Source organism: Gordoniibacillus kamchatkensis (genome assembly GCF_000829455.1).
In the GTDB taxonomy this organism is placed as follows: Bacteria; Bacillota; Bacilli; order Paenibacillales; family NBRC-103111; genus Gordoniibacillus; species Gordoniibacillus kamchatkensis.
Window position 1 is genome coordinate 46,171 of sequence record NZ_JXAK01000005.1, and the last position, 19,351, is coordinate 65,521.

The following is a 19,351-nucleotide window of genomic DNA, read 5'->3' on the forward strand; positions in this document are numbered from 1 at the left end:
CCAGTAAATCGTTGATTTTCCGCAGGCTAACGAAGATTTTTATCTGGTAAAGCGGCACTACGTGATCGACAGTGCCTAGGCGTCGGCCACTTTTTTTCTGGTTTTTATCTTTTAACAAGTCATAATGATGAGTCAGTTTAAAACATATTTTTCAGAAAGCTGCCGAATATATCGATTCCAAACCTCTTAGAATCTACAACTCCGGTCTACAACTTTATTTTCTTTTTACATCATGTGTTTAGTTTTGAATGCCCCTGGTGCCCTCGTCAAAGGTTAGGGTTATTACACTTTTCCTACAAACAAACTTCCGTCATCGTACAGAAGGGAGTAGGCTATTGTCGGTTGAATATGAGGTTGTCCACCGCCAAATAATTTGACTTAAACTCGCTGATTTGCCACCAGAGAATCTGGCGGTGAACACACTGTCTGTAACGGCAAGTTTTGTTTCAATTGATTTGTCATGTTGATCAAATTTTACCTCGAATCTATAATTGAGATAATTTTACAAAAAGGTGAGTGATTCTCATGCAAATCCTTAAATCCATCACGTCCATCTGTAAGGTGCGGAAGGGATAAATGTAAACGAACCCTTCCGTGGTCATTCCAATTCACGGAGGGAAATGTATGTCTTTTAGTTACTATGGAGAACTATGCACTGAGGTTTATAATCTCACGAAGAAAATCGGTCAATCTTTGGGCGGGGATATAGAGTATTACCGCGACAGACTTAAAAAATGTAAGGGTCGCATTCTAGAAGCAATGGTTGGGACTGGACGCGTAATGATTCCGCTTCTCGAATCAGGTCTTAACGTAGATGGAGTTGACTATTCTCCTGAAATGCTGGCTTCTTGCCGTCAACGTTGTGAGGAGCGAAAATTAGCCGCCAATTTGTACGAATCAACCCTTCAAGAGCTTTCTTTACCGGAAAAATATGAAGCGATTATTATTCCAGCCGGTTCTTTCTTGTTAATTGAAAAACGAGAGGAATCCATTAACGCTTTAAAACGCCTTTACCACCATCTGCAGCCAGGCGGGCGTCTAATTCTTGATCTCTTCCTGCCTGACACTAACTTTGAGTGTGGGCAGTTTGGTGGAACGTCAACATTCGCATTGTCGAATGGGGATATCATCATAATGGAAGGCAAGCTTGTTGAAGCAGATTTATACAATCAATACAAAGTCTCATTTTTAAAATATGAAAAATGGCGTAATGGTGCACTGATCCAGACCGAATTGCAGCGTTTTGCACTACGTTGGTACGGTGTCGAAGAATTTAAACTCGTTTTAGAAAGCATCGGCTTTTCTGACGTGGTTGTATCCGCTGATTTCGAATATGGCAAGGCACCAACAAATGCGAAGCAGCAATTTGTATATGAAGCCATACGAAAGTAAGCGTAACTCAGAGGTTCTTGGTTTCCAAGACCTCTTTTTTCGTACTACGAAAATCGAATCGATGCCCTTTTTCAGAGTTATATCGTTACTTGTGGTACGGTTTACCGCGCTATCCATAACTGGAAATATTAAAGGCCACCTCTTACGGGGGGGCCTTAACCAGCGATAGAGCTTATATTTTAACGGCTTATCGAAGTTTGTATTTTTTCCAATGATCCTGTTTGTGTTTCTTGCTTGGACAGGAACAAGTTCAATAATATAGCGGTTAAAGAACCGGACACGATACCGTTTTGCAACAGCATTTTAGCGAAATCCGGCAGTTGGTCAAACATTTGAGGAAGGGTGGCCGAGCCCAGGCCGACAGCGATGCTGCAAGAGGCAATGATCAGATTGTTCCCCTTACGCAAGTCAACCTCTGACAAAATCGATATACCGGAAGCCGCAACAGAGCCAAACATAACAATCATAGCGCCTCCAAGTACTGCATTTGGAATGACGGTCGTTATGGCTGCCAGCTTAGGCAGCAAGCCCAAAACAACCATGATGCCTCCCGCGGCGAAAATAACATCTCGGGATTTAATACGGGTAAGCGAGATCAAACCGACATTTTGGGAAAAGGCCGTATAAGGGAAGGCATTGAAAATACCTCCCAGCATGATGGCAATACCTTCTGAACGCAATCCGCTCACAATTTGCTTTTGCTCGACTTTTTGTTCGGTCGCTTTTCCTACAGCGAAATAAACGCCTGTAGACTCTACCATACTGATTATATTCACGATTATCATTGTGATAATAGCCGTGATACTGATCTGAGGAATGCCAAAGTAGAAAGGCTGCGCGATGCTAAGCCATGACGCTTCCGAAACAGATGAGAAATGAACCATGCCCAAGGCGTATGCAACAATCGTTCCTATCACCAACCGACGAGAACGGAAATGGAACGTACAAATCCGGTAGTAAAACGGTTGACTAGCAAAATAATGACTAGCGTCAGAAGTGCGAGCAGCAAATTTTTCGGCTGACCGAAATCAGGACTTCCCTGACCGCCCGCTGCGTTATTCATTGCTACAGGAATCAAGGAAAGTCCAATGATTGTTACGACCGAACCGGTTACAATGGTCGGGAAGAATTTCAGCAATTTCCCATACAGAGGCGCGGCTAAAACAACGAACAAACCGGATATGATAATGGCCCCATACGCTGTCGCTAAATTCGAAGTGGAAGCAATGGCAATGATCGGGCCAACAGCAGTAAAGGTACATCCCAAAATAACAGGTAATTTGCTGCCGAAATACTTCGTTCCCATAACTTGCAAGATCGTAGCAATCCCACAGGTAAATAAATCGGCCGCGATCAGATACGCCATTTGTGCAGAGGTAAGTTTTAGCGCTCCTCCGACAATCAGCGGCACGATGACAGCTCCGGCATACATAGCCAGCACGTGCTGAAAGCCTAAGGTAAATATCTTTTGTTTACTTAACATTCTACAATCTCCTTTGAGTGAGGATTGAATAAAATATCGTCTTCTACAAAGTGAATTTCACCAGGTGCCATAGAAGCAATCCGGGCTAGGGAGTGAACCCTCACACCCATTTTCTCCAAGAGGCTTCGGCCTTCTTGAAAACTTTTCTCGATAACGCAGCCGGCCCCCAATAGCTCGGCTCCCGCTTCTTTCACGATATCGACCAACCCTGCCAGTGCCGCGCCTGTAGCAAGAAAATCATCGATAATTAATACTTTATCGCTTGGATCAAGATATTTTTGAGAAACGCTAATTTGGTACGTTTCCTGGCGGGTAAACGAATGCACCGATGCTGAAAAAACGTTCTCGGAGAGAGTGACGGCTTTCTTCTTTTTTGCGTAAATAAAAGGTACGCCCAGTGCGATCGCCGTTGCCATAGCAAACTGAATGCCGCTGGCCTCGATGGTAAGCACTTTTGTGATCGGTTGATCGCCAAAAATTCGCGCAAACTCCTTACCGATCTCCAGCGCTAGCTGCGTATCGACCTGATGGTTTAAAAAAGAATCAACCTTCAGCACCTTGTCGGACAAGATTAACCCATCTTGACGTATTCGTTCTTGAAGTAATTTCATTTCGCATTTATCGCTCCTTCTCCAATTAAAAAAGGACAGGTTCCTTGAGCATTTCCTCTCAAGTGAAACCTGTCCTTCTGGGTTTTTGTCCCTTTTGGTGTAGCACAAAAGTGCCTGCATCGCTCGGACCAGTCTTTCTTTCCACAAAAGAAAAAAACGGAACCCTAGATGCTCTTTCACTCATAGTCGGATGATTACCGTGGTCATCCGGTAGAAACTTATGGGCCATATCCCCAAAATTATATGAGTCATATTAAGTTTTACTTTGTATATAGTACATGCACTATTCAACTGTTTCAAGTGAAACTTTTAAAAATTCGCCCTACATATGGTACGGCTCTCCGCGCTATCCATTAAACCGATCCATTCTAAAGGGCTTTGATTGCTTCAATAATCCCCTTTAATGACGAAGAACGAACCTCGAATTGTTCCAGCCCCTCATTTCCTCCTGCTGATCTCGTTTACTTCTTCACAACCGGAATCCGCATTGCACCATATACGAAGCCGTCTCGCTGCCCCATTTCAACCGTTGCATTGGGCCCGCCAACATAGGCGTAATTATCGGCTGCTGGCAAGACTTGGCCAAAGGCAATGCCAGTAAGCATACTACTCAACTCATCAGCCGACTTCCCTTCGCCTTTAACGACGAGGCGAGATATTAGGGAAATTGAAGCGATTGGATTCAAAATATAAAAACTGACATCGTTAGCGGAACGACGCCAGTTAAAGCCATGGTTAGCTTTTTGTATGGATCAAGCCAATGATGTTTCCGAAAGGGTCTACGACCGACGCAAAGAAGGGAATAGGTATGCCGCTCCCTTGACTCCTATAAATCTCCCACCTCCGCTTAGCCGATGGTGAGGACAATCTTGCCACGGCCGTGCCTCGTTTCGATCAGTTGATGTGCATCCACGACCTGTTCAAGCGGGAACGTCTGCCGGATATGGATGCGAAGCTTGCCCTTACTGTGCAGCTCGACGAGCTCGGCTAAACGTGCGGCGGAGCGCTGGCTGCGGATGACTCGGAGACCAAGCTCCTCGATAAGGTCGTAAGCGACAAATGTGCAAATACGGTTTCTATCTTGTACCAATTCGACCGAGGCACGCACCGCTTCCGCCCCGGCCGTATCGAATGCGGCGTCGACGCCGTTCGGCGCCAGCGCCCGCACTCGCTCGACAAGACCCTCCCCGTACGTTATCGGGATAGCCCCGAGCGAGCGCACGTAGTCGTGGTTGCTCTCGCTGGCTGTGCCGATGATCGTCTTGGCCCCCCACTCCTTCGCCAACTGTACCGCAAAAGCCCCGAGCGATCCGGCCGCCCCATGGATCAGCACCGTATCGCCCGGTCCAACGCCGATGGCTTTCATGGCGGTATACGCGCCCTGGCCATTGCCGGTCAGCCCGCCTGCCTCTTCCCAGGTCATGCTTCCGGGCTTACTTACGATTTGGTCAGCGCCCACAACCACATATTCGGCGTAACAATTCAATAGCCCGAAGCCGAGCACCTCGCTGCCTACGTGAAAGCCGGTAACTCCTTCGCCCACTTGATCGATGATGCCCGCGAACTCATTGCCCAGAATTTGCGGAAGCTGAATGGTGACGCCCTGCGGAGTCCAGCCGCTCCGCACGCTGCAATCGTAATGCTGTACCCCGGCCGTTTTCACCCGGATCCTGACTTGGCCTGGACCGGGCTGCGGATCGGGAAACGACATGACCTCTAATACCTCGGGTCCGCCGACCAAACGAAATGCTGCTGCTTTCATAGAGCAATCCTCCCCCAGTTTATCCCTATTTGTCGCGTCGTTACCGTAAAGTTTTTAATGCGCCGCTCCATGCGATAAGTTGATCTAACATGATGTTTATTTTATCAACGTGCAGTTCGGCAGGTTTGAATGTTTTGAAGTTTTCAAAATCCGTAAACAGCGAAAACGTTGGATGTGCGCGAACGTCCGCTACGAGTAGCTCCCCTAAGATTCCTCGTAAATGTTCGGCTGCACGGGCTCCGCCCGTTGAACCATAGCTAACGATGCCGGCCGCCTTATTATTCCATTCGTCTCGTGCTGAATCCAGTGCATTTTTTAACGCCCCCGTAATGCTGTGATTGTATTCTTGGACAATAAATATGAACCCGTCCAAGTTGGAGAGCTTTTCTGACCAAGCGATTAATCCAGGCTCCTTACCCGTACCTTCTCCGAAAAAAGGCAATTGAAAATCTGTGATATCCACGATTTCATAATTCGCATCTCTGCGTCGATCGGCAATTTCTTTAACCCAATTTCCTACTTGCGGACTTACGCGTCCTTGACGTGTGCTTCCTAAAATAATGCCAATACTTAATGGTTTCATTTGGGTTCCTCCCATTAATTCATGTTGATTTGTTTCAGTTCATCTTCCCTTGAACCGGTATTTCTAGCCTCGCCGAATTGCATAGAATAGAACAACAAAATGCCTACATGCAAAACCGCAAGAAGATCATCGAGCCAAGCGCGAAGAAGACAAGGCCAAAGGTAAGCAAATTTTTGAGCCGATACGTATCGGCCAGCTTCCCGTAGGTCATCGTCCCTATCGCATAGATAAGCAAAAATGCGGACGAGACCCAACTGACCTGCGACAAAGGAAGGTTGAAATCGGCGGCGATTTCGGGCAACTCCATATTGAACTTTGCGCTCATGGCGGAGATGACAAGCGTGACGGCCAGAGTCCGAATCAATTTTTCGCCGGCTTGTTGCTGGACTGCGCCTTCCATGGCAGTGAGCCCTCCTTTCTGTCCTATGTGATATTTTTTTCGCAAAACGTAATTGATCTCCCTACGTGTTTTATTTTACAATCACGTATAAATAAACAGAAATATATCTTGACCCATAATAGGTATATACTCAGGTATATGGAAAGGAGAGACGCGTATGGAACTGCTGCAGTTGCGGTATTTTCGAACGGTTGCCCGGATGGAGCACATGACTAAGGCGGCACAGGAGTTGTTAATTGCGCAGCCTGCTTTGAGCAAAACGATTTCGAGGCTGGAGGAAGATGTGGGGGTTCCGTTGTTCGACCGGCACGGAGGCCGAATTCGCCTGAATACGTTCGGCAAGGCGTTTCTGGACAAAGTCGAGAAGGCACTCGCCCTATTGGAAGAAGGTAGGAAAGAAGTATCCGAGATGGCGGGACTCGAGCAAGGGAGCATTCACCTCGCGACATCGACGCTGGACCGGTTATCGGATGCTCTAGGCGAATTTCTCGCGCTTCATCCGGAAGTCAACTTTCGAATTACACAGACTTCAATGGAAGAGATGACGCAGTTAGTCGAGGCAGGCGGGGTCGACATATGCTTCACGGCGCTTCCAATCGATCGGCCCGACATTAGCAGCGTATCCGTCTTGAAGGAAGAGGTTTATTTGGCTGTTCCCCAAGGACACCGATTTGCAGGAAGGAAGAGCGTCCGGTTGAGCGAATTGGCGGAGGACCCGTTTATCGGGTACAAGGAGGGATTTCCTTTTCAGAAAATGAACGATTTGTTTTTTCAAGAAGCCGGGATAACGCCTAACTTCGTCTGCCGTGTCGACGAGCCTGCCGGCATCGCGAGTCTTGTCCGGACCGGGCTGGGCGTTGCACTTGTAGGAAATTGCGGCGGCCCGAACTCCACGCTGAGCTTGCTGCATATTGAGTTCCCCGTTTGCCAGCGCAATTTCCAAATCATATGGCACGAGAAGCGGTACCTATCCCTCGCTGCGCGCAGGTTTCGCGACTTTCTCATCGAGTACTTTGCCCAATCAGCGAAAACGCTAAATCCGCTCCTCTAATTTCGCCTCACTTATGATACGGTTCACCTTAACGGTCATAACGGCTAAATTTCTCTTCTCTTTACGAATAAACCCTTTCCCAAAGTAAAAACCGTCAGACGAAGGGAATCGTGCTGGCGGCAGGTAGCTTCCCGCCGAGAGGACATTCTGGACTCTATGAAAATGTTTTATTTTATAGCACATCTGAAGGGTGGATGGTACTAATCCACCCGGATGGCCATATCCAGAATTTTCGAAACAAAGATGCTGTGCAAGTCGACGATCGGGAAGGATGATCACAAGATTGGGGCCAGGTAGTCGTACAGCATGCAAGGATAGCGGGTTGATTCATTGTGATACACAACAACCGGTGATTCAAGTTAATAGATTCATCTGAACGGGCAGGGCAGAGCAATAGCGACAGGACCTATCCCAGCAGTTCTTTGGCTCCGTTCATCACTAAAGGCAAAGACTGTTTAACGAATGATTCCGCACTTATTAGACACCCCTCTTTGTTCCAAACGTAAGCTGCCCCATACATCCCCCAACTTAACATGATAGAAGCTGTATTTATTAAGAATTGTGCGTTTGGATTCGATAGCATCTTGTCTTTATCTATATAGGAAAGAAGTATCGTTTGAATTTTTTCCTTTATTTGAATTTCGAATACAGGTACAAGCGATGTATTTCTTCTTTTGCACATAGTACTTAGACCCTTGTGAAATTCGCATATCCCCAAAAAAATACTCTGAATTGTTTCTTCATTCAATACTTCGTGACCGCTTATTCTACGATTTATGATTGTCATAAATGATTCCATTAGTCTGGCCTCAAGAATTTCGAATTTATCTACGAAGTGCGCATAAAATGTCGCTCTGTTAACAGTAGCCCGCTCTGCAATATCCCTGACGGTTATCGATTCAAAGTCTTTTTCTTGAATTAATGAAGCAAAAGCGTCTTGAAGGAGCCGCCGTGTACGTATCACACGAGGATCAGCTTCATTCTTTTTAATTGTCATGGTTAAGATCTCCCCTGTAAAACGACATTATAGAAATGGTGTTGTCTATACAACGGTTTATGGTTATTGATGATTGCGTACCATTCGGTTGTTATTATAACATACAATCACAACAAATGTTGTTCAAACAACTAGTGTTGCATTGAAACAAAGTATGGAATTCCATTTTTTTCAAAGGGGGGGGAGAGAACCATGTCGGTTTCACAACCGTCGCAAATGAGGGAGCACCAATTTTTTTGATATTATTCGAGAACGCCGGTCGGTTCGTAGCCATGATCCCGAGATTAAGATTTCGCGGGAGATTGACCGAAACATTACGGCAAGCCCCGCGCTGGCTCCTTCAGCTGCTAACATGCAGCCGTGGCGGTTTCTCGTTACCGACAAAAATATTGTTATTTAAAACACATCAGGAGAGTGAATTATGAAGAGTACATGGAAAGTTTACGTACTAGCCTTGATCAGCTTTTTAGTTGGAACATCCAATTACATCGTTTCTGGGATATTAGACCGAATCGCAGAGACGTTGGGAACAAGCGTTGCGGCAGCAGGCCAGCTCATTACGGTTTATTCCCTGGCCTATGCGGTCGGCACTCCTATTTTGATGGCGCTGACGGCCAAAATGGACCGGCTTAAGCTCCTACTTTATTCGCTGGGCCTCTTTATTGCCGCAAATCTGCTTACATTTATATTGTCCGGCTTCGGTTTCTTCATTGCCGCGAGAATCATTACGGCGTTAGGCGCCGGGGTGGTCACAGTTAACGCGCTCAGCATCGCTGCCAAAATCGCTCCGCCAGGTAAGCAGGCCAGCGCCATCGCCAACGTCACCATGGGTATTACCGCATCGCTCATCATCGGCGTCCCGCTCGGCAGAATGGTAGCCTCGGCTTTTGGCTGGAAAGCGGTATTTCTGACCATCGCAATTGTCGGGAGCTTGGCCATGCTTGTCATTGCTGCGGTTATACCACGTATGCAGGGCGACAAGCCTGTCCCTTTGATCAAACAATTTGCTTTGTTAAAAACCTCAGGTTTTGGTTGCTTTAGCGATTACTTTTTTCTGGTTGGGAGGATATTCCCTCGCCTATACTTACTTATCACCTTTTCTGCTAGAGGTGACTCATTTAAATGAATCATTGATTAGCGCAGCTCTGTTCGTGTTCGGCGTTGCCAGTTTGATTGGATCGAAAGTCGGCGGCTACAGTGCGGATAAACGGGGCATCAAATACACGCTCGTTTCAGGGATGGTGCTTCATATCATTTCGTTGATTTTGCTATCCCTAGTCGGACAGTCGATCATTGCCGTATTCGCCATTTTGATCCTCTGGTCTTTTGCCGCTTGGTCATCCGCTCCCGCGCAGCAATTTAACCTGGTTACGCTTGTTCCTGAATCCTCGGGCGTCATGCTGAGCTTGAACAGTTCCATGATGCAGTTTGCCATGGCTGTCGGCGCAGGAATCGGAGGGCTGATCGTTAACCGTGTTTCTTTAACATCCATTACCTGGTTCGGGGTAATCGGCGTACTCATCGCCATCATTGCTGTGTTTGTAATGTCCAGCATGGCATCACGGCATTCGGTGGTTCAATCAGTGAATTAAGGGTAAGCTAACCATGGAATATTTGATAAAGGGACTCTGCTCACTAAGTTAATCTTTCGGATCTTCATAAAAAAGCAGACCGCAAATGAACTGCACGTCTAAATCCATATATAGAAAAACCAATGAGAAATACTCAGTTTGACGAAAATATGGGGCAGTTACCATTTTTACTCCTGGATATGTACCTGTAGGATCGCCGGGAAATAAGAATTGGTCAGATTTACACAGGGATATTGTACACATTCAGCGTTCTGAATTCGGTGGTGGAGATATATGGTTTGGTGATATCCTGATTCGCAAGAATGGAATGTTTATTCCTGAGACATTACTAGGATTAAACCCCGAAAACTTAAAGTGAAACCAACGGCTTAATAGTTTAATAAAGCCAGTCTAAAACCTTCCATAAGAAGCAAACTAGATTTAGTAGCTCTTATGGAAGGTTTTATTTATGATTTTAAGTGAATTATGGCGACTGTCTGAACCTGATAAACGTATCCAGGGGTTTAGTCTGAGTACATTGAGAGCTTACGCCCTTCAATTCAAGATGCTGGTAAGAGAGCTAGGAAACCTGTCTATTTCCGCAGCTGGTCAAGCTCCGGCAGCAACATATGTATGTGGTCCACGCAGGCTTTGGCTTCGATTCTACTCCTTTTCGATCACACAATTGTCAGATGATCTTCCCAATTTCACGTTTTCATTTCCCGTAGATCACTTGTCTCCGATATTTGGGTGCGAAAATAATCTGATTAGCCTTTTCAGGTTAACCGGACCTTTGCTATATCATTTCAATTTCATTCTAACAGCTACAGTCTGATTAAAAAGTTCTCCACTAATCGGATACAAAAATTTAGCCGTCATTTGTGATACGGTTCAGCATATCATCTCAAAGGCGAAATTTTATCTACCGCCTGACAATATGTGCATAAAAAGGGACTGCCTCCGAGTAAAATCTATTCGGGTGCAGCCCTTTAACTTGATTAATTGGAATTTCTGCTGTCGATTAGCTTAGCCTTCTCCAGCGTCCACTGCACGATGGCCGCCGTTTCCGTTCTCGTGATGTCACTCGTCGGCTTCAGTTCTGCATCCCAACCTTGAACCAATCCGCCGGCTTGTTTCTATTGGTGCTCGATTAAGAATCCTATGAATGAAGGAAGCGCATGAATGAATATCATCTCGCACCGATTTGTCCCTACAATCATCCAGGATGTGATCCAAACCCATCGACTGAAGAATATTCGCCATGCGGATAGTCGAAGCAGGACGACGGAAATAACTTTTCAGCCTAAAAGAAAATGGTCTGATGTAAGGGGGCCATCTTTATTCTGGACTTATGGAGGTAAGCTATGATGGCCACGCCCTTCTTGGCACTGAATTCTTTCCAGCCTTGCATCGATGAGAGACGTTAAAAAAGAGCCTGCCCTTACCCTCTTCGAAGTAAGGACAGTCCATCAAATGTACCCTCTATTTCTTTACTTCTACCCGCATTTCCTTCTTGTCCTGAATGATAAAGTGATGGTTAGTCGATGCTTCTTCTATGTCCCTATATGCCCAGTAATTGGTACCAACATCGGACCAGGTAGGAGTGTCCACGCCGTATAACGGGCCGCGGTTCGCTAGATGATTAATCATCGTGACGACTTCCGCGCGGGTAGAGTTCGCTTTAGGGCGGAATGTTCCATTTGCATAACCCGCTATAAAGCCTGCCTGATTCGCCGCATTGATGGATTCGCGCGCCCAGCTATCGGTAATATCCGAGAAAGCGTCCATTCCTTTGCTTTGCAACTGCTTCAGCCTAGCCACAGTTGCCGCCATTTCTTCTCTGGTAATCGGCTGATTTGGCCTAAAGGTCCCATCCGGGTAGCCGTTCATGATTCCGGCTTTCGAGACGGCTTCGATTTCTCCCGCGCCCCAATCCGCATTCGTCACATCTGAGTACATCTTACCGGTTAGTCCCGATTTCGTAAGGTGATAGACCCGGAAAAGCATCGCCGCAACTTCCTGGCGGGTTACATTCCTTTCCGGCTTAAACGTGCCGTCAGGGTAGCCTTCGATGTACTTCTCGTGTTCTCCCTTCTCGGTTTCATTCGCAGGTGCGGTGGCTGCCTCTAGCAGCGTCGTTACACTTATGGCGTTGGACACCGCGGATTCCAGATTACCGGCAACAGCCGTTACGGTAAAACTATAAGCTGTCCCTTTCGCAAGTCCCGTGACTTGGTAGCTTCCGCTGGCAACGCCTTTGGCAATCGACTGGCCGTTCTCATAGATCGTATAGGAATCAGCCCCGCTCACTTCATCCCATGTTAAGAGAACTCCCGTTTGCGTCACGTTGCTTGCAGCGAGATGCAAAGGCGATTGGACGGAACTGTGGCTGGAACCGGAGCTGCTTGTCGGCAAAGCCGTCAAGCTGAAGTTGAGCGATACCAAACTCTGCCCCACATGAATAATGCCATCCTGGATATAGCTGTCCGAACCGTTCACAGCAGGGACATTGGGCTTTGCGACAAGTGTCGAGTAGCTGTAATAGCCGTCTTTGGTTGCCACAATATAATAATCGGCATTCGGGTAGACCAACCATGCGTACGCCCCGTTTGCGTCCGTCGCCTGCGGATTGTGGTTCTGGTTAGGCGCAAAATTCGTCAGGTCCGGCAAATTGACCAGCGTATTCGGCGTATGGCCATTTTGCCTGTTCGGCGTCGTATCCGCCCAGTACAGATTCATGTTCACGCCGCTCACTGGCAAGCCGGTGAGCGAGTCCGTCACGATCCCGTCAGGGTCAATGAGCGAATATACGATGCTCATTTGCCCATTTTGACTGACATTCACGGTTGCCAGCGGTCCCGCTAGTGTCGTTCCATCCGCAGCTTTAATCTGATACGCAATGATGTACTGACCTTGTGGCACATTCTCAACGTTAAAGCTTCCGTCCGAATTGAGCTTAACCTGTTTGCTGTAACTGTTGCCCGCCGTTCCTTGTACAACGGCGCTGACATTTCCCGTTCCGAACAAGCTTCCCACGGATGCCTGTGAACCGGTAGAACCGGACTTGGTGATGGTTAATTGGCCGCTAATATTGTTTTCGGGAGCGATCACGTCTTGGCCCGTTCCCGTCAAACTTCCCACGTGCGCCGTCTGGGTCATATTTAGCGGCACGGTCTTATTGCCGACCTGTACCGAGGTTTGGATGCTCATGGTATAGTCCCAGTCGCCGCGTGGCACGTAGATTTGATAAGAACCATCCGCCCCTGTGGTGACGGTCGCTGAGAAATCGATCACACCGTCTCCGTTAAAGTCGGCCGTCACCGAAACGATCGCACCTGCAATGGGCTTGCCCGTTATCTGATCGATCAAAACGCCTTTGACAGAAGCAGGCATGTAACTAATCGTAATACTTTTTTGTGTAGTTAATCCTGTTCCGGGTTCTGTAGCAGTAGCTGCAATCATTTCAAGAACAGGATTAAGTCCCGTCATGCTTGGTGCTGTGAATATTACCGATGCATTCCCCGATGCATCTGTGACAGCCGTCAAATCATTGTTTGAACCATTTCCAAAGTGAAATTGAATCGGTACCCCAGCTACCGGTTTTCCATCTGTTTTGGATACTATGTTTCCGATTACTGAGACCTTTGATTTTCCATCTCCTACTACCGAGCTTGGAGATGTTTGAAGACTTAGTGTAAAATTCGGTTCCGAAGTTTGGACAGTAACAGTTACTGTTACCGTTTTCCCTCCATATGTAGCCGTTATGGTAGCAATACCCGTTTTTTTCGCAGTAACTACTCCATTAGAGTCGACTAAAATAACAGTAGTATCCGAAATAGTGTATGTCGCTATTCTCGTAACATCTTTTATACTTTGATCTTGGTAAATAGCATCTACAATTGTCTGGTGTGTTCCATTTACAACAAGATTATATTTTCCTTCGTCTACAGTTAGATTACTTAAATTAGAAGTTGCCGTAAAGACGAAGCTCCCTACATTACTGTTCGTCATGCCGCTTTTTACAGCAAACGCCTTGATCGTCGTGTTAGCAGTGATCGTGATCGGGCCGCTGTACAACGTACTGCCAGTCGTCGGGGTCGACCCGTCGGTTGTATAGTAGACTGCCGCTCCGACTGTTGTCGTACTTAAGGTCACCTGCGTGCCGCTGGCCACTGCGCCTGCACTTGGGCTTGCCTGCACATCCGGTACTTGTCCTCCAATTGCAGTAAAATTGGATAGTTCCGCAGCTTCATTTCCCATCACATCAGATGCTGTTACAACAATCTTGTTCGATCCTGAAGACCAATCATAACCCAATATATACGACCAACCACCGCTTGCATCAGCAGTTGCCGTTGCTACACTTAAGCCGTCATTAATATTTATATCGATTGTTGCATTCGGGTCAGCTGTACCGCTAATAGTCCGTTGGTTTGCTGGTATAACAGACCCATCCGCCGGGTTACTGATTGCTACTGTTGTAGTAGTTTTGATGGTAAGTGTCTGTGTAGCACTGTTACCATTTACTGTTGCTGTAACGGTATAGGTTCCATCGGGTAATGCATCTGAAGCAGGAACAATTACAGACCACAAACCACCTGACGCAGTAGTAGTGTATGTTTTAGTTCCAATTGTAACCGTAACAGTGCTTCCATCCGACGCATTCGTGCGCCCCCGTATTGTAGGTGAATTATCATTTGTGGATAACGTCGCACCGTTGTCAATGGTAATTGCCGTGGCGGTTACAGTAAATGTACTTGTGGCAACTGCCGCACTTCCGTATGAATTTCTGGCTATCACAGTAACCGTATGGCTTCCTGTGCTATACGGTTTTTCCAGAGCACCGGTTGACCATCCGCCACTAGCATCTGGAGTCACTATTGCGACAGTAGTTCCACCGACATTTGTTCCGCCGACAGTCTCTCCATCAATTTGCACCTCTACCCCGCTGTCTGCTCCAGAACTGCCTCCGGAAATAGTAGGTAATGCACCACCTGTTGGTGTGATTGCAGTGATACTCACAGTTGGAACTGGTGGTGGTGATGACACGTAAATTAATTTTTGAGTTGCTGATGCATAGAATACACTACCTCCACTATGTGTTAATGTTGCAGTTATTGTGTACACCTTATTATACGTAGGGCTTGGTAGGGTTATTGGCTGGTTCCAACTCGCGGTAGCATTAACGTTCGAAAGAACACTAGTTCCATCAATGTAAATATTCAACTTTGTACCACCGCCGCTTAATCCGCCAACTGTCCCTGTAATTGTTGGCGTTGCGCTGGCTGTTGTTACCGTCGCCCCTCCATTAATCGTTATAGTCTGAGCACCAGTACCAGTATCATTTATTATCATTGTTTGAGTAGCAGTAGTGGTTTTCCCAGATGCTGTAACACTAGCAACCGCTGTATAGCTTCCATTAGCAAACAAACTGCCCGACGCAACATAAACTTTGGTAGTTTTTAAATCTAAACTCCAACTATTATTGGTAATTGTCGCCGTATACGGTGTGCCATCTATTGTAACCGTTACAGTTCCACTTGATAGAGAAGATTTCCCCGTCATAGTAGTAGCAGAAGTAGCCGAACCATACTTCGGCGGCCGCCGCCTGCAGCGCGGGCCAGCGCGCGCGGAGCGCCGCGAGCTCGCGGGCCCGCGCCTGCGCGGCGGCGGCAGCGTCGCCGCCGCTGCCGTTCTCGCGGAGCACAGCATCCGCGAGCGGCCCGTACGCCGCCCGAATGCGGGCGGCGTCATCGCCCGGCGCGGCCGCGGCGGCTGCCGCGCGGGCGAGCGCCTCCTGCGGCGGCAGCCGCCGCAGGGCGTCGTAGGCGGCGGCCATCAGCACCGCCGCCGCGCCGACTTTGGCGCCGTGCAAAAGCGCCCGGCGCCGCTGCTGCAGAAGCCGCATTTCCCAGTAATGCGACAGGTGATGCTCCGCGCCGGAAGCCGGCCGCGAATGCCCGATCAGCAGCATAGCGATGCCCGACAGCACGAGGCCTTCCATCAGCTTGCGCAAGCCCTCCGGCGTGCCGGCGGCGATGGCCTCCGTGTTGTCCGTGCACAGCTGCAGCCCGCGGCGCGTCATATCGGCGCACAGCTGGCAGTAATGCTCCTCTTGTACGATGGCGCCGAGCTTCCAGTCGCTAGCGACGTCGCCTTGCCGAGCATATCGCCGAAGCCCGCCGCCGTCAGCTCGCGGGGCGCTTGGCGAGCACGTCGAGATCGGCAAAGATCGCCTCGGGCGCACAGGCCGGAATGGCTCTGCTTAAAGCCCTGTATAATAAGCGGTGCACCGACCGAAGAGAAGCCGTCGACCGACGCCGCTGTCGGTACGGATACGAAAGCTTTTCCCGTGCGCGAGCAGACGAACCTCACGACGTCGTGAATCGTGCCCGAACCGACGGCAAGGACTGCCGCCGTGCCATCCCGCAAATTGAGCATCGCTTGCACGATCGAACGCTCGTCCGCAATGACGTCGCCCAGCTCATCCGGCGGCAAAACGGTGCGCGCGACGCTGCATCCTGCCTCCGTTAGCAGCGTTTCCAGCCGCTGCCCCGCCGCCTCCAGCGTCCGCTTGTCGGCAACTAGGGCGACGTCGCTCCAGCCCCGCTCCCGCACATAATCCGCCGCCGCCCGCAGCGCTCCGTGCTCGATGACGACGCGCCGGATCGGCACCTCGTGCCGCTGTCCGCATGCACAGTCGATGCTTTTGCCGAGCCAGTCTGCAATATTTCCGGTATCCATTCCCATATCCGTGGTCCTCCTCTTTTTCTTCAGGCCGGGTCTTTCTTCTCCCCCCATCATAGCACAACTGCAGGATATATAGCGCAGGTCCCCCTTATCGGGTTACAATGGAAATCGTACGTTAGCGAAAGGAGCCCGCTCCCGTGCCCATCCAGAGCGAAACCGAGCTGTACGAGCCGATCAAGCAAGCGTTAGAAAGGCTCGGCTACGAAGTGAAGGCAGAAGTAAACCACTGCGACGTCGTCGCCGTGCGCGGCGACGAGCCGCCGCTCATCGTCGAGCTCAAGCGCAGCTTCAACCTGCCGCTGCTCGTGCAGGGCATCGAGCGGCAGAAGCTGAGCGATCTCGTGTACGTCGCCTGCGAAATGCCGGCGAAAGGGCGCGCTCCGCACGGTCTCGCATGGTCCGATTTGCAGCGGCTGTGCCGCATGCTCGGGCTCGGACTCATAACCGTTCAATTTTATAAGCGAAAAAAGCCCGCGGTCGACTTTCTTTGTCACCCCGAGCCATATACACCTCGTCACAGCAAGCGCGGCGCACAGCGGCTGGCGCTCGAATTCCGCGAGCGCAGCGGCGACTACAACGTCGGCGGCAGCTCGCAGCGCAAGCTCGTCACCGCCTATCGCGAGAAATCATTACATATCGCGCATCTGCTTCGGGAGCGCGGCCCGCTTTCGCCGCGGGAGCTGCGCGAGCTGACCGGCAACCCTAAAGCCGCGGCTTTTTTGCAAGACAACTATTACCGCTGGTTTCAGCGCGTTTCGCGCGGCGTCTATGCGCTCGCGCCGGAGGGACAAACCGCGCTCGCGACGTACAGCCACGTCGTAAGCGAGCTTCTGCGCGCCAAAGCCTGATTCCGGTGCCTGCTTCTGCTTAAGCGTTCCACATATGTGGGCAACCCTCGGTACTGCTGCGGTTGCCTTTTTGGCAATTCAATCCGGATGATCGCGCAGTAACGCCTCCGCAATTGTGTCTAGTGCAATTACGGCGGCATTTTCGAGCGTACATGGCCCCGGTTGCTGCAGCAGTTGCTTTTCGGGCAATTGGAGCATGAGCTTGGACGGGTCCGGCATCGGTTCGTCGATGGCGATCCAGAATAACAGTTGCCGCGTGATGCTGTCTCCGACTACTTTCACAAGCGATTCGTAGCCCAAGTTGTATTTGTGCTTCAGGACCATGAGACGGATGTACATTTCAATAGTAAAAGTTGGGCGGCCGCTCTTCTTGCCCTTCGGGTGCAACTGGGCGAACGGCTGAAGATGCTACGGGGCATGCTCCTCATCAATATGTCATTCGCGAAAGAATTTACAAAGCGCAAAAGCTGCTCGTCAAAGGCAGTCCCGTCCAAGAGGTCGCGGCGTCGCTCGGCTTCAGCGATCAGAGCCATCTGCACCGCCATTTTAAACGTATTGTCGGCGTCACCCCGCGCGAGTATATCCAAAGTTTCAGGTGACTGCATGATTTGCGAACCACGCTTTAAAGTTATCACGTATCCATGGATGCACATCAAGAAGCTGCCGCGAGAACGACGGCAGCTTTATTTTCGGATCAAAGTCATTTGAATCGGCATTTCCAACGAATTACGGACTTATCCCCCCTCTCCACGGGAGTTCGTCTTTAATCATAATTAAAGGATATTCTTGGCCACAACGTCCATGATTGTGGTTTTTTTGTGCAAAAATGCGAGCGGAACGTACAAGATAGCAGAACTGGAATGCCTTATACTGAGACCTAGATTAGTGAGAACTTGGTATGAGGAGGGGTTATCAATGAAAAAAGGTTGGACGTATATCCGGCTGCTTGCAGCAGCTGTTTTTTGGGGGGCTAGTTTCAATGCCGGCGAGCTGGCTATACAGGCGATGCCTCCTTTGACGGTGACAGCGTGGAGATTCATCATCGCTACAATACTAATGTTACTGCTTTTCTTGGCAAAAGAAAGGCCGTCGTGGGGCTCGATCCGATCATCGCTTTGGGTTTACATTCTTTTGGGCACAGTTGGCGTGTTCGTAACCAATGCCCTGCAGTTTACAGCTTTAAAATTTACGCAGCCGCTTCATCCCGCTTTGATTATGGCCACAAATCCTATATTAACATCGATCCTGGCCGTGCCCCTGCTCAAGGAAAGCATTCGTATACGGCAAATTATCGGAATGTTGTGTTCGATGGTAGGCGTGCTGTTTGTGATCACCAACGGGGTGTTATCGCAGATTGCTTCCATTTCTTTAGGTGACTTTTTCGCGATGGGGGCGAATATCACTTGGGCGTTATACGGAGTTCTGGGAAGAAAGTTGCTCCGAGGCAGCACTCCGTTGGCAACCTCGACTATGACCATGGCGGTCGCTACAGTTTGTTTCCTGCCTTTTGCGAATCACTTTACGGCAGACGTTTCGCGGGCTTCACTCACAATAGCATGGGTCTCCATCGTCTTTATGGGGACATTTGGTGCCGTACTCACTTTTCTTTGGTGGAATCAAGGGATAGCGAAGGTTGGGGCAAGTCGAACCTCTGTGTTTTTTAATCTGGTTCCTGTCGTGACGCTGATTCTGTCTGCCTTGATGGGCAAATCGATGGGGTGGATACAGGTAACCGGTACCTTCGCGGTCATTTTAGGTGTCATTACTGCAATAGGGAACGTTCGGGGTGGGGCGAGAAAAGAAGTCATTGCGAATACGGAGAGGTCTCTATGACGCAGCGATTCAAGCGTTTTACAGTATAGCTCGGATTTGCGCATTTTGTACAAACAGATGATGTAAACTT

The 19,351-nt window shown here is 49.0% G+C and carries 13 protein-coding genes, 5 pseudogenes and 1 riboswitch; of the genes and pseudogenes, 7 read left to right on the forward strand and 11 right to left on the reverse strand.

Going from position 1 to position 19,351, the window contains the following annotated elements; all coding sequences use genetic code 11:
* The first annotated feature begins 624 nt into the window (after positions 1–624).
* Complete coding sequence (locus tag SD70_RS04270) at positions 625–1,392, forward strand: class I SAM-dependent methyltransferase (protein ID WP_041045989.1); 768 nt, start codon at positions 625–627, stop codon at positions 1,390–1,392.
* Between the two features lie 179 nt (positions 1,393–1,571).
* Here the strand turns inward: SD70_RS04270 and SD70_RS04275 are convergent.
* The 6 genes and pseudogenes from SD70_RS04275 to SD70_RS04300 form a co-directional block, all read right to left on the reverse strand.
* Positions 1,572–2,875 (reverse strand): annotated as a pseudogene (locus SD70_RS04275) (nucleobase:cation symporter-2 family protein).
* The gene (locus SD70_RS04280; protein WP_041045991.1) at positions 2,869–3,486 is read right to left on the reverse strand and encodes a xanthine phosphoribosyltransferase; all 618 of its coding nucleotides are present in this window, start codon (positions 3,484–3,486) and stop codon (positions 2,869–2,871) included. The pseudogene SD70_RS04275 and the gene SD70_RS04280 overlap by 7 nt, the downstream one beginning before the upstream one ends.
* A 163-nt stretch (positions 3,487–3,649) precedes the next feature.
* Positions 3,650–3,753, reverse strand: a riboswitch (purine riboswitch).
* A gap of 194 nt (positions 3,754–3,947) precedes the next feature.
* Positions 3,948–4,136, reverse strand: a pseudogene (locus SD70_RS37610) (transcriptional regulator); the annotation flags it as partial.
* A gap of 197 nt (positions 4,137–4,333) precedes the next feature.
* Positions 4,334–5,248, reverse strand: a complete 915-nt coding sequence (locus SD70_RS04290) for an NADP-dependent oxidoreductase (RefSeq protein WP_041045993.1) — start codon at positions 5,246–5,248, stop codon at positions 4,334–4,336.
* Between the two features lie 40 nt (positions 5,249–5,288).
* Positions 5,289–5,831: an NADPH-dependent FMN reductase gene (locus SD70_RS04295; RefSeq protein WP_041045994.1), complete on the reverse strand. Its 543-nt coding sequence runs from the start codon at positions 5,829–5,831 to the stop codon at positions 5,289–5,291.
* A 118-nt stretch (positions 5,832–5,949) separates the two neighbouring features.
* A pseudogene (locus tag SD70_RS04300) lies at positions 5,950–6,231 on the reverse strand (MFS transporter); the annotation flags it as partial.
* Between the two features lie 157 nt (positions 6,232–6,388).
* On the opposite strand from SD70_RS04300, the gene SD70_RS04305 reads away from it, so the two are divergent.
* Positions 6,389–7,282, forward strand: a complete 894-nt coding sequence (locus SD70_RS04305) for a LysR family transcriptional regulator (RefSeq protein WP_041045997.1) — start codon at positions 6,389–6,391, stop codon at positions 7,280–7,282.
* 406 nt (positions 7,283–7,688) lie between these two features.
* On the opposite strand, the gene SD70_RS04310 is transcribed toward SD70_RS04305, so the two are convergent.
* Entirely contained in the window at positions 7,689–8,279 is a 591-nt protein-coding gene (locus SD70_RS04310) for a TetR/AcrR family transcriptional regulator (protein ID WP_041045999.1), read from the reverse strand.
* Positions 8,280–8,580: 301 nt separating this feature from the next.
* Here SD70_RS04310 and SD70_RS37615 point away from each other — a divergent pair, with 301 nt between their 5' ends.
* Together SD70_RS37615 and SD70_RS04315 are read left to right on the forward strand one after the other, a co-directional pair.
* The gene (locus SD70_RS37615; protein ID WP_231571048.1) at positions 8,581–8,679 is read left to right on the forward strand and encodes a hypothetical protein; all 99 of its coding nucleotides are present in this window, start codon (positions 8,581–8,583) and stop codon (positions 8,677–8,679) included.
* A gap of 21 nt (positions 8,680–8,700) precedes the next feature.
* Positions 8,701–9,871: pseudogene (locus tag SD70_RS04315) on the forward strand (MFS transporter).
* A 1,461-nt stretch (positions 9,872–11,332) separates the two neighbouring features.
* Here SD70_RS04315 and SD70_RS34560 read toward each other — a convergent pair.
* The 3 genes from SD70_RS34560 to SD70_RS40625 are packed head-to-tail and all read right to left on the reverse strand — an operon-like array spanning position 11,333 to position 16,600.
* A complete protein-coding gene (locus SD70_RS34560; RefSeq protein WP_197080939.1) occupies positions 11,333–15,415 on the reverse strand; it encodes an S-layer homology domain-containing protein in 4,083 nt (1,360 codons plus the stop codon).
* Entirely contained in the window at positions 15,333–15,935 is a 603-nt protein-coding gene (locus SD70_RS40620; RefSeq protein WP_052487038.1) for an iron-containing alcohol dehydrogenase, read from the reverse strand. Before SD70_RS40620 ends, SD70_RS34560 begins: the two co-directional genes overlap by 83 nt.
* Positions 15,932–16,600, reverse strand: coding sequence for an iron-containing alcohol dehydrogenase (locus tag SD70_RS40625; protein WP_052487039.1), 669 nt, complete (start codon positions 16,598–16,600; stop codon positions 15,932–15,934). The genes SD70_RS40620 and SD70_RS40625 overlap by 4 nt, the downstream gene beginning before the upstream one ends.
* Before the next feature lie 137 nt (positions 16,601–16,737).
* Between SD70_RS40625 and SD70_RS04330 the strand changes: the two genes are divergently transcribed.
* Positions 16,738–17,448 (forward strand): DUF2161 domain-containing phosphodiesterase, encoded by a 711-nt coding sequence (locus SD70_RS04330; RefSeq protein WP_041046005.1) that lies wholly within the window; start codon positions 16,738–16,740, stop codon positions 17,446–17,448.
* Between the two features lie 195 nt (positions 17,449–17,643).
* Here the strand turns inward: SD70_RS04330 and SD70_RS35780 are convergent.
* A pseudogene (locus SD70_RS35780) lies at positions 17,644–17,853 on the reverse strand (transposase); the annotation flags it as partial.
* Between SD70_RS35780 and SD70_RS34565 the strand changes: the two are divergent.
* Both SD70_RS34565 and SD70_RS04340 read left to right on the forward strand, forming a co-directional pair.
* On the forward strand, positions 17,802–18,047 hold the full coding sequence (locus tag SD70_RS34565; protein WP_082053128.1) for a helix-turn-helix transcriptional regulator: 246 nt from the start codon (positions 17,802–17,804) through the stop codon (positions 18,045–18,047). The pseudogene SD70_RS35780 and the gene SD70_RS34565 sit on opposite strands and share 52 nt — an antisense overlap.
* 316 nt (positions 18,048–18,363) lie before the next feature.
* Positions 18,364–19,281: a DMT family transporter gene (locus tag SD70_RS04340; protein ID WP_041046009.1), complete on the forward strand. Its 918-nt coding sequence runs from the start codon at positions 18,364–18,366 to the stop codon at positions 19,279–19,281.
* Positions 19,282–19,351: the final 70 nt, after the last annotated feature.

What these genes read in the sequence shown, in the direction of transcription:
- SD70_RS04340 (WP_041046009.1), top strand. Translation starts at nt 18,364, where the DNA reads ATGAAAAAAGGTTGGACGTATATCCGGCTGCTTGCAGCAGCTGTTTTT.
- SD70_RS04305 (WP_041045997.1), top strand. Translation starts at nt 6,389, where the DNA reads ATGGAACTGCTGCAGTTGCGGTATTTTCGAACGGTTGCCCGGATGGAG.
- SD70_RS34560 (WP_197080939.1), bottom strand. Translation starts at nt 15,415, where the DNA reads ATGACGGGGAAATCTTCTCTATCAAGTGGAACTGTAACGGTTACAATA.
- SD70_RS04280 (WP_041045991.1), bottom strand. Translation starts at nt 3,486, where the DNA reads ATGAAATTACTTCAAGAACGAATACGTCAAGATGGGTTAATCTTGTCC.
- SD70_RS04295 (WP_041045994.1), bottom strand. Translation starts at nt 5,831, where the DNA reads ATGAAACCATTAAGTATTGGCATTATTTTAGGAAGCACACGTCAAGGA.
- SD70_RS40625 (WP_052487039.1), bottom strand. Translation starts at nt 16,600, where the DNA reads ATGGGAATGGATACCGGAAATATTGCAGACTGGCTCGGCAAAAGCATC.
- SD70_RS04290 (WP_041045993.1), bottom strand. Translation starts at nt 5,248, where the DNA reads ATGAAAGCAGCAGCATTTCGTTTGGTCGGCGGACCCGAGGTATTAGAG.
- SD70_RS40620 (WP_052487038.1), bottom strand. Translation starts at nt 15,935, where the DNA reads ATGACGCGCCGCGGGCTGCAGCTGTGCACGGACAACACGGAGGCCATC.
- SD70_RS04270 (WP_041045989.1), top strand. Translation starts at nt 625, where the DNA reads ATGTCTTTTAGTTACTATGGAGAACTATGCACTGAGGTTTATAATCTC.
- SD70_RS04310 (WP_041045999.1), bottom strand. Translation starts at nt 8,279, where the DNA reads ATGACAATTAAAAAGAATGAAGCTGATCCTCGTGTGATACGTACACGG.